This window comes from Pseudomonas sp. rhizo25 (assembly GCF_031931935.1).
Lineage (GTDB): Bacteria > Pseudomonadota > Gammaproteobacteria > Pseudomonadales > Pseudomonadaceae > Aquipseudomonas > Aquipseudomonas synxantha.
In genome coordinates this window covers 649,625-664,641 of the sequence record NZ_JAUJXA010000002.1, presented here as the reverse complement: position 1 = coordinate 664,641, position 15,017 = coordinate 649,625, and the positions used below count along the sequence as shown (strand labels likewise).

Below are 15,017 nucleotides of genomic sequence, written 5' to 3'. Positions count from 1 at the left end.
CCCTAGTTTTGTGCGGTTTTCATCAACCTAGACTTACGTCCAATGGGCACCCGCCGTGCAGGCGTCGACCATGCAGCACGATAACGACAAAAACTGCGGTCACTGTTATGAGTAAAGCTGATGCATTCGCACAGGCAGGAAAAACTGCGGTGTTGCAGAACATCCACGGCACCCTGCAATTCCTGCAACGCTTCCCGCCATTCAACCAGATGGAGCAGGCGCACCTGGCGTTTCTGGTGGAACAGTGCCAACTGCGCTTCTACGGACCCGGCGACAGTATCCTCAAGCCATCGGGCGGCCCGGTCGAACACTTCTATATCGTCAAGCAGGGCCGAGTGGTCGGCGAACGGCCTGACTCGCAAGAAACTACCTTTGAAATCACCACCGGCGAGTGTTTCCCCCTTGCTGCGTTGCTGGGTGAACGCGCCACCCGTACCGAACACAAGGCCGCCGAAGATACCTTCTGCCTGCAACTGAACAAGCCGGCCTTTATCAAGCTGTTCGCGCTTTCCAGCCCCTTTCGTGATTTCGCCCTGCGCGGTGTCAGCAGCCTGCTCGACCAGGTCAACCAGCAGGTACAGCAAAAAGCCGTGGAAACCCTCGGCACCCAATACTCGCTGAACACTCGATTGGGCGAATTGGCCATGCGCCACCCGGTCACCTGCAGCCCGCACACGCCGCTGTGTGAAGCGGTGACCTTGATGCACGAACAGCAGGTCGGCAGCATTGTGATCGTCGACCCGCACAAGGCGCCCCTGGGCATTTTTACCCTGCGTGATCTGCGCCAGGTGGTGGCCGATGGCACCAGCGATTTCAGCCAGGGCATTGAAGCTCATATGACCCAGGGGCCGTTTTCCTTGAGCCCGGACCACAGCGCTTTCGACGCGGCCATCGCCATGACCGAACGGCATATCGCCCACGTGTGCCTGGTCAAAGACCAGCGCCTATGTGGCGTGGTATCCGAGCGTGACCTGTTCTCCTTGCAACGTGTGGACCTGGTGCACCTGGCCCGTACCATCCGCAACGCACCACGAGTGGAAAACCTGGTGGCAATTCGTGGTGAAATCGGCCAGTTGGTGGAGCGCATGCTCGCCCATGGAGCGTCGTCCACCCAGATCACCCACATCATTACGCTGCTCAACGACCACACCGTGTGTCGCGTGATCGAATTGACCCTCGCGGAAAAAGGCGACCCCGGTGTGCCGTTCAGTTGGTTGTGTTTCGGCAGCGAGGGCCGCCGCGAGCAAACGCTGTACACCGACCAGGACAACGGCATCCTGTTCGAGGCCAAGGACGCTGTCGAAGCCGCCGAGATCCGTGGCCGCTTGCTGCCCCTGGCGCAGCACATCAACCAGAGCCTGGCGCTGTGCGGTTTCAGCCTGTGCAAGGGTAATATCATGGCCGGCAACCCCGAGCTGTGTTTGTCGCGAGTGGAGTGGGCGCGGCGCTTCGGCGCGTTTATCCGTGAAGCAACACCGGAAAACCTGCTGGGATCGAGCATCTATTTTGATTTGCGCGCGGTGTGGGGCGATGAGCGCGGCTGCGAGCAACTGCGCCAGGGCATTCTCGATCAGGTGGCGGATAACCGCTTGTTCCAGCGCATGTTGGCCGAAAACGCGCTGCGCCAGCGCCCGCCGGTAGGGCGTTTGCGCGAGTTCGTGCTGACGCGCAAAGGCGGCGAGAAGGCTACCCTGGATCTCAAGGTGCAGGGCCTTACACCATTCGTGGACGGTGCACGCCTGCTGGCACTGGCCAATGGTATCCACGCCAACAACACCCTGGAACGCCTGCGCCAGTTGGTGGCCAAGCAAGTGATCGAACCGCTGGATGGTGCCGCCTATGAAGAGGCCTACCACTTTATCCAGCAGACCCGTATGCAGCAGCACCAATTGCAGACCCGTGAAAACCTGCCCTATTCCAACCGCGTCGACCCCGACAGCCTCAACCATCTGGACCGGCGCATCCTGCGTGAAGCCCTGCGCCAGGCCCAGCGCCTGCAAAGCAGCCTGACCTTGCGGTATCAACTGTGAGCCTGTTCAGTTGGTGGCATAAGAAAAAACCTGGCCTGGATGCGGCGCAGCAGCAGCGCCTGGCGCAATTACCCAAGCCTCGCGCCTTGGGCGACGGCTCGTTGCGCAGCCAGCGCTGGGTGGTGGTGGACCTGGAGACCAGCGGCCTGAACCTTAACCGTGACCAGGTACTGTCCATCGGCGCCGTGGTCATCGAGGATGGTGCAGTGGATTTTTCCCAACTGTTTGAACGCACCCTGCAACGCACCGACACCAAACTCAGCCCCAGCGTGTTGATCCACGGGCTCGGCCCCAGCGCGATCGCTGCCGGCAGCGACCCGGCCGAAGCGCTGCTGGATTTCATGACGTTTGTTGGCGACAGCCCGCTACTGGCCTTCCACGCGCCCTTCGATCAACACATGCTGGGCCGGGCGCTCAAGGACAGCCTGGATTATCGACTGGCCCATCCCGTTCTGGATGTAGCCGACCTGGCTCCTCTGTTGTGCCCGGACGTCACGCTGCGCGAAGCCGGCCTGGACGACTGGCTCAACCACTTCAAGCTTCAGGCATGCGAACGCCATCACGCCAGCGCCGATGCACTGGCTACGGCGGAGCTGATGCTGATCCTGTTCAGCCGTGCCCGGCAGCAGCAGATCGACACGCCCCATGCCCTGCAAGAGCGTTTGGCCCAATGGAAACGCCGTCAACAAGCGCCATCCTTTTAATGGCATCCCGACAGACGCCAATTGCACCCACCTCACGCCTCTGACACAATCGCGAATAATTCTCGTTAGTTAAAGCCCCTTATTTATTCGGTGATGCCGTGTCGTCGGTTCAGACCCCACACAGTGAGCTTGTTGGCGCGTTGTATCGCGACCATCGCGGCTGGCTGCTGGCCTGGCTGCGGCGCAATGTGGCATGTCCAAGCCGCGCCGAAGACCTGAGCCAGGACACCTTCATGCGCCTGCTGGGCCGGGATGAGCTGCGCGAACCCCGCGAACCCCGCGCGTTCCTGGTGGCGATTGCCAAGGGCTTGCTGTTCGACTACTTCCGCCGCGCCGCCCTGGAACAGGCCTACCTCACCGAATTGATGCTGATCCCGGAAAGCGAACACCCTTCGCCGCAAGAGCAGCACCTGATCCTCGAAGACCTCAAGGCCATCGACCGTCTGCTCGGCAGGCTGTCGAGCAAGGCTCGCGCCGCTTTCCTCTATAACCGCCTCGACGGCCTGGGCCATGCAGAAATCGCCCGGCGTCTCGGTGTGTCGGTACCCCGCGTGCGCCAGTACCTTGCCCAGGGCATTCGGCAGTGCTACATCGCGCTGTACGGCGAGCCGTCGTGACCGCCGTCAGTGCCAAACCGGTGTCAGCGCGGGTGCTGGATGCCGCGATTGCCTGGCAACTGTCCCTCGACTCGGGCGACGGCAGCGCGGTGGAACAGGAAGAATTCGCCAAATGGCTGGCCAGCGATGAGGAGCATGCCCGCGCCTGGCGCCAACTGGGCATGCTCGACCAACGTTTCAGCGTGGCCTCGGGCCCGGCGCGGGCGGCGTTGCTGCAATCGCGCCAAGGCATTCGCCAACGCGTGCGCAAGCTGGGCCGTGGCCTGGCGAGCATCGTGCTGGTGTGCGGCCTGGCGCTGTTTGCCGGCGAGCGGTACGTGCCGATCCACTATTGGCTGGCCGACCAGCGCACCGCCACCGGCGAGCAACGCACACTGAAACTGGCAGACGGCACGCAGATCAACCTCAACACCCATAGCGCCATTGATGTGCGCTTCGATGAAAAACGCCGGTTGATTGTGTTGCAGGAAGGCGAAATCCTCGTCGAAACCGGCCACGACGATGCACGGCCTTTCTATGTGCAAACCCGCGACGGCAGCCTGCGAGCGCTGGGCACGCGGTTTATCGTCAAGCGCGAAGACGAGGCCACGCGCCTGAGCGTATTGCAGTCTGCGGTGGCTGCCCAACCTGAGGCGCTGCATCAGGAACAGGTGTTCGAGGCCGGCCAGCAAGTGCTGATGCGCAGCGACGGCCTGGGCCAGACATTGGCTGTCACCCCGGCCTCCGATGCCTGGACCCGTGGCATGCTGGTGGTCGACAACGCCCGCCTGGGGGATGTGGTCAATGAACTGAGTCGCTACCGCGCCGGCTACCTGGGTGTGGATAACGACGTGGCCGAGCTGCGTATCACCGGCAGCTTCCCGTTGCACGACACTACCCTGGCGTTGAACGCGCTGCTGCCGACCTTGCCCGTGCAGATCGAGCAGCACACGCCGTGGTGGGTGACCGTAGCTGCCAAGCCTTAGATTCTGTGGTGACCGGGCAATCGCCATCGGGAGCAAGCCCCCTCCCACATTGGACGGTATTCACATATCCAAAATGTGGGAGGGGCCTGCTCCCGATGAGGCCCTGAAACACACCGCCAAAAAAATAGTTTCGCCCGGCCCTATCACTTTCCGCTTCTCGTTCGGCACCTAGGCAATTGAGAAATATTTCCATTCAGGAGCCGCCCTATGTCCCGCACGCTAGACACCTTGTTGCGCCCCAGCCTGTTAGCCCTGGCCATCGTCCTCGGCACCCCGCTGACCAGCACCGCACTGGCCGCTGCTGAACAAGCCTCCAGCACGCGTGCCTACAACCTGCCGGCCGCGCCATTGGCCGCCACCCTGAACCAGATCGCCAGCCAGGCCGGCCTGGCACTGACCCTCAACCCGACACTCGCCGCCGGCAAGACCTCGGCCCCGGTCAAGGGCCAGTTCGATGCGCAGGGCGCGTTGCGTGAAGCGTTGCGCGGTACTGGCTTGCAGTTGGAACAAAGCAGTGCGGGCACTTACACCTTGGTGCCGGTTCCGGAAGGCGTCGTCGCCTTGCCGATTACCAATATCACCGGCCAGGGCAGCTATGAGAGCGCTTGGGGGCCGGTGGAAGGTTATGTCGCTACTCGCACAGCAGCGGGCACAAAGACTGATACCCCTATCGCCGAGCTGCCCCGTTCCGTCACGGTCATTACCCGCCAGCAAATGGAAGACCGCTCCGTTCTCAACCTCAACGACGCCCTTCGCTACACCGCAGGCGTACAGAGCAGTGGCTATGGCTCCGACTCGCGCAGTGACTGGTTGTTGGTACGCGGTTTTGTCCCGACCCAATTCCTCGATGGCCTGCCATTGCCCAAAGGTAACTACGCAACGCCAAAAATCGACACTTGGAATCTGGAACGCATCGCGGTACTGCGAGGCCCGGCGTCGTCGGTCTACGGGCAAACGCCACCCGGCGGCCTGCTGGATATGGTCAGCCGCCGCCCCCAGGCCGAAAGCTCAAACGAAATTGAAGTGCAGGCCGGCAGCAATAACCACAAGCAGTTCAACTTCGATAGCACCGGCAAAATCGACGACGAAGGCCAGTTCCTCTACCGAATCAGCGGCGTGGTGCGCGACAGTAATACCGCGGTGGACCACATCCCCGATAAGCGATACAACGTTGCCCCCAGCCTCACGTGGAATATCAACGACGACACCAAGCTGACGTTACTCACCCAGTTCACCCGCGATGATACCGGTATCACCGGTCAGTTCCTGCCATTGCAGGGCACCAAATTGAGTTCGCCAGCCGGCAAGATTTCCCATCATAAGAACCTGGGCGATCCAGACTGGGAATTCTATGACCGCACTTACTACGCACTGGGCTATGCATTTGAAACGCGCCTGAACGACACTTGGCAGTTCCACCAAAACCTGCGCTATACCAAGAACGACTTGTCGTTCCAGGGCCTGACCGCCGGTGGTGCGTTCTTCCCCAATGGCCCGGAAACCGCAGTTGACGCTGACGGCAACGTGCGTCGTTCAGCCGGCAAGGTCGATGAGGACATCAGTCAGTTCGCGGTCGACAATAACTTGCAGGCCGACTTCAACACTGGCGCCGTGAACCACACACTGCTGCTAGGCCTGGACCATCAGCGCTCCACCAGCAATGCGCGCTGGGACTGGGGTTCGACCGGCGTGCCAACCATCAATTTCAACCGCCCGGTGTATGGACAGGACTTCTCCAATGTCCAGTACTTCACCATGTATGACTACACCCAGAAGACCCAACAGACCGGCCTATATGTCCAAGACCAGATGGCACTGAACAACTGGCGACTGACGCTTGGCGGACGGGAAGACTGGGTACACACCGGCACGACTTTCCATAACCTGAGCGACGTCACCAACACACAACGCGACAAGCATTTCAGCGCAAATGCCGCGCTGAGTTATGTGTTCGATAACGGCATCACACCGTACCTGTCCTATGCCGAATCGTTCCAAGCGGGTACCGGTACACAAGTGGCCAGCACCGGGGCTTTCAAGCCGACTGAAGGCAAACAGTACGAAGCAGGGATCAAGTACCAGCCACCGGGCACAAAGGCTTTGTTTACAGCGGCGGTATTTGACCTGACCCAAAAGAACTCCACGGTGACTGAGGGCAGCATCACGCGCCAGATCGGTGAAGTGCGCAATCGCGGTCTGGAATTGGAAGCCAGCGCCGACGTCACCGACAGCCTCAAACTGGTAGGCTCCTACACCTATAACGATAGCGAGATCACCAAGGGCGCGACCGGGGAAGAAGGCAATCGCATGAACCAGTTACCACGCAACCAGGCGACAGGATGGGCCGATTATACGTGGCGCAGTGGGTTACTGGACGGCTTCGGCGTAGGTGCAGGCGTGCGCTACGTTGGCGATACCTACGGCAACGCCGCCAACACCGAACTCGGCCATGTAGGTTCCTACACTGTCTACGACGCCTCGGTGCACTACGACCTAGGCCGTGTGAACAGCGCCATGAAGGGTGTCACAGTGGCCGTGGACGCCAAGAACATCTTCAACAAGGACTACCTGTCCACCTGCGACGGTTTCTATTGCTACTACGGTGACCAGCGCAACGTGGTTGCCAGCGTGAACTACAAATTCTAAGACGGTGAAAAACCGCTTATGAAGGGCCGCCTGAACTGCGGCCCTTTTGCCTTGGAGCCGTGATGAAAAGCAAAACCATCCGCCGCTGGTCCTTCATCCACACCTGGACCAGCCTGATCTGCACCGTATTCCTGCTGCTGCTCGCCCTCACTGGCCTGCCGCTGGTGTTCCACCATGAGATCGACCATCTGCTGGGCAACGAGCCCGAGTTGGCGCAGATGCCCGCCAATACACCGCAGCTCAACCTTGAGCAGTTGGTGACTAAAGCCCAGGCCCATCGCCCCGGCGAGGCTTTGCAATACCTGGCTTGGGATGAGGACGACAAGAACGGTGTGATCGCAATCATGGCCGCCACAGCGGGCACTGAGCCGAACGCATCCCATACCTTCATGCTCGACGCCCGCACCGGCGAGGCAATGGAAACACCATCGGCGAACGGCGGGCTGACCCTGTTCCTGCTGCGCCTGCATGTGGATATGTTCGCCGGCCTGCCGGGCAAGTTGCTGCTGGCATTCATGGGTATTCTGTTTGTGCTGGCGATTATTTCGGGCACGGTGTTGTACCTGCCGTTCATGCGCCGCTTGAAATTCGCCACCGTGCGCCAGAACAAGTCCACCCGCCTGCGCTGGCTCGACCTGCACAACCTGATCGGCGTAGTCACCCTGACCTGGGCGCTGGTCGTGGGCGTGACAGGCGTGATCAGCGCCTGCGCCGACCTGCTCATCGCCGCCTGGCGCCAGGACAGCCTCAGCGCCCTGATCGAACCGTACAAAAACGCCGCGCCGCTGACCCATCGCGCACCAGCCACTGAGCTGCTGAGCATTGCCGCCAAGGCCGCGCCCGATATGGAACCGGACTTTATCGCCTTCCCCGGTACACGCTTTTCCAGTGAACACCACTACGCCGTGTTCATGAAGGGCAGCACCCACCTGACTTCCCATCTGCTGACACCAGTGCTGATAGACGCCAGCACCCTGGCCGTTACCGCCATCGCCGAACGACCGTGGTACATGGACGCCATGGGTCTGTCCCAACCGTTGCACTTCGGTGATTACGGCGGCATGCCGATGAAGATCCTGTGGGCGGTCCTGGATGTGCTGACCATCGTCGTACTGGTGAGCGGGATTTACTTATGGATCGTGCGGCGCAAGGCGGCCAAGGTATGAAGCCGCGGCAGTCGAATTTCTGGAAGGTGTTTGGCATACCGCTGGGGATTGGCCTGTTCAGCGCCGTCGGGTTGTTTGCGGCGCTGCTGGGGGATGGGGTGTGGGATTCGTTGAGTTGGGTGGGGTTGGGCGTACCTGCTGCCATTGGCGCCTGGGCGTTGGGCAAGCGGCGCGGCTGAGGGCGCTATCGGGGGCAAGCCCCCTCCCACATTTGATTTGTGAACGCCGTCCACTGTGGGAGGGGGCTTGCCCCCGATGAGGCCCTCAGGATCACAAAAATCCCCCTCGCCAGCCACTGCGCAAGCATCTACGCTAGCCCCAGTCCATTTCGAGAAATGCCCATGTCCGCCCCCAGCATGACCTTGTTCCACAACCCCGCTTCGCCGTTCGTACGCAAAGTTCGCGTGCTGCTGAGCGAGACCGGCCAGCAGGACCGCGTGGCCCTGCACGCTTGCCTGCCGACACCGGTCAACCCGGATGCCCAAGTGGTGCAAGGCAACCCCGTGGGCAAGATCCCGGCCCTGCGCCTGGCAGACGGTTCGGTGCTGCACGACAGCCGGGTGATCCTCGATTACTTCGATCACCAGCACGTCGGCAACCCGCTGATCCCCCGAGATGGCTCGGCCCGCTGGCGGCGCCTGACCCTGGCCTCGATGGCCGACGGCATCATGGATGCCGCCGTGCTGGTGCGTTACGAGACCGCCATGCGCCCGGTGGAAAAGCATTGGGACCAATGGCTGGATGAACAGCGCAACAAGATCCGTCGTGCCCTTGCCGAGCTGGAACAGGACGCCATTGCCGAACTGGCCAGCCACTTCGATATCGCCGCCATCAGCGTGGCCTGTGCCCTGGGTTACCTCGACTTCCGCCACCCGGACCTGCAATGGCGCACGGATAACCCCAAGCTCGCCGCCTGGTACGCCGAGGTCAGCCAGCGGCCTTCAATGCTGCAGACCCAGCCGCCCATCTAAAACTCACCGCCGTCCACTGTGGGAGGGGGCTTGCTCCCGATTGCGGCGTGTCATTGGGCACATCTGTTTCTGAACCATCGCTATCGGGGGCAAGCCCCCTCCCACACTGAAAGGCGGCGTGATTGAGGAAGTTGACCATCCTGTTCTTCAGTTGCTGATCTTCGCGCAATCCGATCATTGCTCCATCTCCACCTTGCGCTTGCCCACCCCATACCAATCCAGTTTGCGCGTCAGCACCATCACCGTACCCAGCAGGCCAAACAGCAACAGCGAGCCCATCAGCAGCGCGTAATCCTCGGCACTCAGCAGCCCGTACAGCAAGCCATACAATGCCGCCAGCCCCGCCGAGAACCCCAAGCCATGAGCAACGCTGCGCAGCACATGGCACACGTAGAAACCAATCAGCAATACGCAGGCACTGGCGGATATCAGGTACGCCAGGGCAAAGCCCACATGCTCGGACAACGACAACAGCAGCAGATAGAAGAACGCCAGCGCGACACCCACCAGCGCATACTGGACCGGGTGCACGGCCAGGCTCTTGAGCACTTCGAACAGGAAGAAGCCGGCAAAGGTCAGGGCGATAAACAGCAGCGCATACTTGATCGCGCGGTCGCTCTTGAGGTACTGGTCCACCGGGTCGATGAAGTTCACGCCAAAGCTGCGGTTGGTGAAATCCTCGCAGCCTTGCCCGTCCAGGCAGTTTTGCAGGGCCTGCTCTAGGTTGGTGGAGAAGAATGAAGTCTGCCAGTTGGCGCTGAAGCCCTGGTCGGTGACTGCCCGTTGAGCCGGCAGGAAGTTGCCGATAAAACTCGGGTGCGGCCAGTTGGACGCCAGCGAAACCTGGCTGGTCTTGCCCACCGGCACCACTTGCAGTTGTTCGGTGCCTTGCAGGCGCAGGTCGAAGGCGAACTCCAGTACCGCAGGTTGCTTGCCGTCCTGCTCCGGCAACGTCACATGCACGCCCTCGCCCAGCCAGTCCACTTGGGAGCCCGGCGAAAATTCCAGGCGTTGGTCACCCAGTTCCAGCTTCAGGGCGTTTTCAATCCCGCGAATATCGCTGATACCCACCGCCAGGAACGCCGGTTCAAAACGGTAATCGGCAAAGTTTTCGGTGATGCCCAACTGCGCAGGCAACTCGAAACGCCCGCTGATACGGTTGTCGGCGTGGAACAGCCGCGCCTGGTAAATGCCCCGTGCCCGCAGTTCGGTTTGCACCTTGCCGTCAAGTTCAAAGCGGTCCGGCAGGAAATACAGACGCCCGCGCTCTTCACGGGTTTCTTCATAGCGCTTGTTGAGCTTTTCATTGAGCTTCCATTCGCGCACGGTCTTGCGATACGGCACCACCATGACCGGCCCGGCCAGGCGCTGGGCGTAGCTGGAACTGCGGGCAATGTCCATCAAGACGCCGTCGCGCAGTTGCTGGCGGTCGCTGATGATGCCGTTGATCATCAGTAGTGGAATCAACAACAGCAGAATCAGCAGCGCAATCGCGCCAAGTTTGAAAAGCAGGCTGCGGTTCATGGGTCTCTCCCTGTTTGAATGGGAGAGAGTCTGGGGAATACGTGTGGGGGATTTATGTGGGTAATGTGGAGACTGTATGGAGATGCAGCACCGCTTGCACACCGCCAGGCACATTGCCGATCTGCAACGAGCCGCCGTGCAGCTTCATCACTTCTTCGACAAAGTTGAGGCCCAGCCCAGTGCTTTTGCGCCCACTGGCCGGGCGTGGCAGCGAGTAGAAGCGCTCGCTCAAACGCGGCAAGGCGTAGTCGGGAATGGCGTCGGCCTGATTGAACAGGCTGACTTGCACATCGTTATGCCGCACCTGCGCACTGAACCGCAGCGCACCACCGGGCGGGGTGAAATCCAGAGCGTTGTCCAGCAGATTGCCCAAGGCCTGGCGCAGCAGGAAGGGTTCGCCAAACACCTTCACGTCGGCGGCAATCGCCTGCTCGACGTGCAAGCCGGCGCCTTCGATCCGCGCACACTGGGCCTTGAGTACGTCCTCGACCAAGGCCGCCAGCGGGATGTTCGACTGTTCTTCCAGCCCCTGGCGTTGCTCCACCTGGGCCAGGTTGAGCAAGCGCTCGATCAACTGCTGCAGGCGTGCACTTTCGCTGTCGATGTTGCCGACAAAACGCTGCTGCTGTTCACGGCTCATATCGCCCTGCAACAGCTCCGCCGCGCCACGAATCGCCGCCAACGGGCTTTTCAGTTCATGGGTCAGGGTGTGCACGTACCGCTCGACGTAAGCCTTGCCCTCCAGCTGCGTGCGCATGTGCTCCACGGCGGTGGACAACTGCTTCAACTCGCCGCCTCGGTAATGGGGCAACTCGGCGCGCCGTCCTTCGCTGACCGCCTCTGCATAAGCCGTCAACCGCCGCAGCGCCACGCTCAACCACCATGACAACAAAGCCCCCAGCAGCAAGCCGAGCACCACCAGCCCGGCGCCGTACCACAGCAGGCGGCGTTCGGTGCGGTCGACATAGGGTTGCAATGAACTGTTGGGCTTGGCCACGGTGACCACGCCGATAATCTGGCCGTTATCGCGAATCGGCGCGCCCACGTGCATCACCGATGAGGCAGCGTCCTCCGCCGCACTGCGGGTGGAACGCGCACCGTATTCGCCGCGCAGAGTCAGGTACACGTCGTTCCATTTCGAATAGTCCTGGCCCACCGCTTCACCCGAGGAGTCGAGCAGCACCGTGCCCTTGGCATCGGTGACGTAGATGCGATGGTTGACCTGGTTTTTCGGCAGGCCCCAAATGGTCGCACCCGGCTGGCGACTGCCATAGGCCTTGAGCAGCGCCGGCCAATGACTCTGGCCGAGAGTGCCGTTCTTCACATCCTCGCGCAGGATTTCAGCCAGCAGGTTGGCGGTATCCACCAGGGTTTCTTCGGTGGACTGGCGCACGCCGGGGCGGATTTCCTTCATCACCGTATTGAGCACAAAGTAACCAGTCAGCCCGATAAACAGCGCATACACCAGGAAGATCCGCAGCCCCAGGCGCATCAGCCGTTGCTCGGGCTGTAGCTGTAGCCGAGGCCGCGGTGAGTCTGGATCGGCTCGGCGTCCGCCGCCACGCTGCGCAGTTTGCTGCGCAGGCTTTTGATGTGGCTGTCGATATTGCGTTCGTAACCCGCATCGGCCGGCACCCCCACCGCGTCCAGCAATTGTTCGCGGCTGAACACGCGCTCGGGTTGTTCCAGCAGGCTTTGCAGCAGGCGGAATTCATGGCGTGTGAGGCTCAAGGGGTGCCCGCGATAGTTGATCTGCATGCGCTCCAGGTCGACCTGGAACAGCGTCGGCGCCACGCCCGGGCCGACCCGCTTGAGGATCGCCCGGACCCGCGCCGCCACTTCCCGTGGGCTGAAGGGCTTGACCACATAATCGTCAGCACCGATTTCCAGCCCTACCACTCGATCGATCTCGGCATCGCGCGCGCTGAGGAACATCACCGGCACTTCGCTGAAGCGGCGCAATTGCTTGCAGGTTTCAAAGCCGGTGATGTCCGGCAGACCGATGTCGAGGATGATCAGGTCGGCAGGGCTCTGGCGCTGATGCTCCAGCGCCGCCTGGCCGAGAGTCAGCCAGGTGGTGGTGAAGCCTTCGCCTTGCAGGGCAAAGATCAGCGTGTCGGCAATCGCCGCTTCGTCTTCGACAATCAGGATGTGCGGCATGGGTTCAATCAGCAGTCCGGTTTGTCGGCAGTGTAGCGACGTGCCGGGTTCACCGCCGCGCCAAATTCACGCAGGGCCTTGGCGCCGATCAGCAGCGGGTAATTGAAGCTGCTGCGGTCGGTGAGGTTGACCTCGACGGTGCGCTTGACGTTGCCCAGGCACATTTCCAGATCGACCACCGGGCGCTTGGCCACCGAGGGCTCGTCCTTGTCGTCGTCTTCGTCGGCACGGCTCTTGATCTTGCTGATACGCGACACCTTGTGCTCGTAGACCTTGTTGCCGGCGTCCTTGCCGCCAAGGCGGAAGCGCACCCAATCATCGCCGTCGCGGGTGAAGGTCTCGATGTCACGAGCCGACAGCGAAGCGGTCAACGCGCCGGTGTCCATCTTGGCCTTGAAGGTTTCGCCGATCTCCGGCAACTGGATGTATTCGTAGCGACCGTAAAGGGTCGGTTCGGCGGCCATGACAGGCAGGGTGACAAGAGCGAGGGAGGCAAATAACAGTTTCACGAAGTGATTTCCTCGGAAAGAAGTAGGCGGATTCTAGACCGCAAAAGCGGCACTTAGTTAGTGACGGCCACCCTACACGGCACATTGTGAAACATTCGTCCGTTGATTTGCGATTTGGCCTCTAGACTCACCTTGCTTATCATGGCCCGCCCACAAGATCCCAAGAGTTATTTATGCGCCGCCTGCTCACCGGCTGTTTTGTCACACTGCTGCTGTTGCTTAACACCCTGGTGCTGTTCGGGCCGCTGATGGTGTTTGCCTTGCTCAAGCTGGTGGCCCCGGGTCGCTTTCGCGACTATATGTCCTGGGCGGTGATGTGGATCGCCGAGACCTGGGCCGAGATCGACAAGCTGATCTTTTCGCTGTGCATTCCGACCCAATGGGACATCCGCGGTGGCGATGACCTGCGCGGTGACACCTCCTACCTCGTCATCAGTAACCACCAGTCCTGGGTCGATATCCCGGCGCTGATCCAGGCACTGAACCGGCGCACGCCGTTCTTCAAGTTCTTCCTGAAAAAAGAGCTGATCTGGGTGCCGTTCCTCGGCCTGGCCTGGTGGGCGCTGGATTATCCGTTCATGAAGCGCTACACCAAGGCCTTCCTGGCCAAGCACCCGGAACTGGCGGGCCAGGACTTGAAGATCACCAAGCAGGCCTGCGAGCTGTTCAAGCGCCAGCCGGTGACGGTGGTCAATTACCTGGAAGGTACGCGCTTCAACGCGACCAAGCACAAGCAGCAGAATTCACCTTTTACGCGCCTGCTAAAACCCAAGGCGGGCGGCGTGGCGTTTGTACTGGCGGCGATGGGTGAACAGCTGGACGCGGTACTTGATGTGACCGTGGTCTATCCACAGCAAAAGATTCCGGGGTTCTGGGACTTGATCAGCGGCGCGGTGCCGAAGGTGATCATTGACATCCGCACTCGCGATCTGGACCCGGCGTTATGGCAGGGGGACTATGAGAATGATCCGGCGTTCCGCCAGACCGTCCAGAACTGGGTGAACCAGCTCTGGATGGAGAAAGATGCGCGCATCGACCAACTGCGCGCGGGGCGGGCCTAGCTGCCAGTACCCCAGGCTTGAGCGAGTTTGCTAAGCACTGAATTGCTGGCGCCCTGGCCGCCCAGGTATTGCAGGATCACCGGGGCAAACTGGCTGACCATCCCGCTGTCCATGCCCAGCGCACTGAACGCGGTATTCAGGTCATTGGTGTTCTTCACGTCACCCAGCAAACCATCAAGGCCGCTGGTCTTGCTGCCACCCTTCTGGCCGAGCAGGCCGCTCAAGGCGCCAAGGCTGCCCAATGCGTTGTTGCCCGACAACTGATCAAGACCCGGCACGCTGTTGCCCAGTTGCGAATAGTCGTTGCCACTCAGTTTGTTCTTGGCCAGGCCCAGCATCGCGCCGGTACCACCGACAGCCTGTTCGGGGGTGATGTTGAGTTGCGAAGTCAGGGCGCTGAGCAAGCCGGCCGTCTCGGACGACGGTGCAGCGGCTGCGGCCTTGTTGTTACCGCCTTGCATGCCCGAGATGGCATTGGCCGCGTCGCCAAGGCTGAAGCCTGCGGCGAACACCGGGCCTGCTGCCAGGGTCATCACACAGGAAAGGGCGAAACCGCGTGAAATCTTCATCAAGACAACCTCTGAATGTGGGAGCAAAAGCAGGCGTTGGACTGGGTATCTCGTCGGTTGTTCCAAGGCCACCCTGGAACCCATCGAGGATAAGG

14 protein-coding genes are annotated in these 15,017 nt (G+C 61.1%); 9 read left to right on the top strand and 5 right to left on the bottom strand.

Translation table 11 applies throughout. From position 1 onward, the window contains the following. The first annotated feature begins 107 nt into the window (after positions 1-107). The 8 genes from QZR30_RS06690 (at position 108) to QZR30_RS06655 (ending at position 9,099) form a co-directional block, all read left to right on the top strand. The gene (locus QZR30_RS06690; protein ID WP_057022921.1) at positions 108-2,030 is read left to right on the top strand and encodes a putative nucleotidyltransferase substrate binding domain-containing protein; all 1,923 of its coding nucleotides are present in this window, start codon (positions 108-110) and stop codon (positions 2,028-2,030) included. Further along, positions 2,027-2,734, top strand: coding sequence for a 3'-5' exonuclease (locus tag QZR30_RS06685; protein ID WP_311903073.1), 708 nt, complete (start codon positions 2,027-2,029; stop codon positions 2,732-2,734). Before QZR30_RS06690 ends, QZR30_RS06685 begins: the two co-directional genes overlap by 4 nt. 98 nt (positions 2,735-2,832) lie before the next feature. Further along, positions 2,833-3,351 (top strand): RNA polymerase sigma factor, encoded by a 519-nt coding sequence (locus QZR30_RS06680; protein WP_043049751.1) that lies wholly within the window; start codon positions 2,833-2,835, stop codon positions 3,349-3,351. Beyond that, on the top strand, positions 3,348-4,316 hold the full coding sequence (locus tag QZR30_RS06675; RefSeq protein ID WP_311903072.1) for a FecR family protein: 969 nt from the start codon (positions 3,348-3,350) through the stop codon (positions 4,314-4,316). The genes QZR30_RS06680 and QZR30_RS06675 overlap by 4 nt, the downstream gene beginning before the upstream one ends. Before the next feature lie 207 nt (positions 4,317-4,523). Further along, entirely contained in the window at positions 4,524-6,962 is a 2,439-nt protein-coding gene (locus QZR30_RS06670) for a TonB-dependent siderophore receptor (RefSeq protein WP_311903071.1), read from the top strand. A 62-nt stretch (positions 6,963-7,024) separates the two neighbouring features. Continuing rightward, on the top strand, positions 7,025-8,128 hold the full coding sequence (locus QZR30_RS06665) for a PepSY-associated TM helix domain-containing protein (RefSeq protein ID WP_046069831.1): 1,104 nt from the start codon (positions 7,025-7,027) through the stop codon (positions 8,126-8,128). Beyond that, positions 8,125-8,307: a hypothetical protein gene (locus QZR30_RS06660; RefSeq protein WP_046069832.1), complete on the top strand. Its 183-nt coding sequence runs from the start codon at positions 8,125-8,127 to the stop codon at positions 8,305-8,307. Before QZR30_RS06665 ends, QZR30_RS06660 begins: the two co-directional genes overlap by 4 nt. A 162-nt stretch (positions 8,308-8,469) precedes the next feature. Further along, a complete protein-coding gene (locus QZR30_RS06655; RefSeq protein WP_311903070.1) occupies positions 8,470-9,099 on the top strand; it encodes a glutathione S-transferase family protein in 630 nt (209 codons plus the stop codon). Positions 9,100-9,273: 174 nt separating this feature from the next. Here QZR30_RS06655 and creD read toward each other — a convergent pair whose 3' ends face one another. Genes creD through rloA2 form a run of 4 tightly spaced genes read right to left on the bottom strand, consistent with a single transcriptional unit; the run spans position 9,274 to position 13,292 of the window. Beyond that, positions 9,274-10,623, bottom strand: coding sequence for a cell envelope integrity protein CreD (gene creD, locus QZR30_RS06650; protein ID WP_046069834.1), 1,350 nt, complete (start codon positions 10,621-10,623; stop codon positions 9,274-9,276). A gap of 52 nt (positions 10,624-10,675) precedes the next feature. Next, positions 10,676-12,115: a two-component system sensor histidine kinase CreC gene (creC, locus tag QZR30_RS06645; protein WP_046069835.1), complete on the bottom strand. Its 1,440-nt coding sequence runs from the start codon at positions 12,113-12,115 to the stop codon at positions 10,676-10,678. After that, on the bottom strand, positions 12,115-12,783 hold the full coding sequence (creB, locus tag QZR30_RS06640; protein ID WP_046069836.1) for a two-component system response regulator CreB: 669 nt from the start codon (positions 12,781-12,783) through the stop codon (positions 12,115-12,117). Before creB ends, creC begins: the two co-directional genes overlap by 1 nt. A gap of 8 nt (positions 12,784-12,791) precedes the next feature. After that, positions 12,792-13,292, bottom strand: a complete 501-nt coding sequence (gene rloA2 / locus QZR30_RS06635; RefSeq protein WP_046069837.1) for a retropepsin-like aspartic peptidase RloA2 — start codon at positions 13,290-13,292, stop codon at positions 12,792-12,794. Positions 13,293-13,465: 173 nt separating this feature from the next. Between rloA2 and QZR30_RS06630 the strand changes: the two genes are divergently transcribed. After that, on the top strand, positions 13,466-14,353 hold the full coding sequence (locus QZR30_RS06630) for an acyltransferase (RefSeq protein ID WP_046069838.1): 888 nt from the start codon (positions 13,466-13,468) through the stop codon (positions 14,351-14,353). On the opposite strand, the gene QZR30_RS06625 is transcribed toward QZR30_RS06630, so the two are convergent. Beyond that, positions 14,350-14,922, bottom strand: a complete 573-nt coding sequence (locus QZR30_RS06625; protein WP_046069839.1) for a DUF2780 domain-containing protein — start codon at positions 14,920-14,922, stop codon at positions 14,350-14,352. The two genes, QZR30_RS06630 and QZR30_RS06625, sit on opposite strands and share 4 nt — an antisense overlap. Positions 14,923-15,017: the final 95 nt, after the last annotated feature.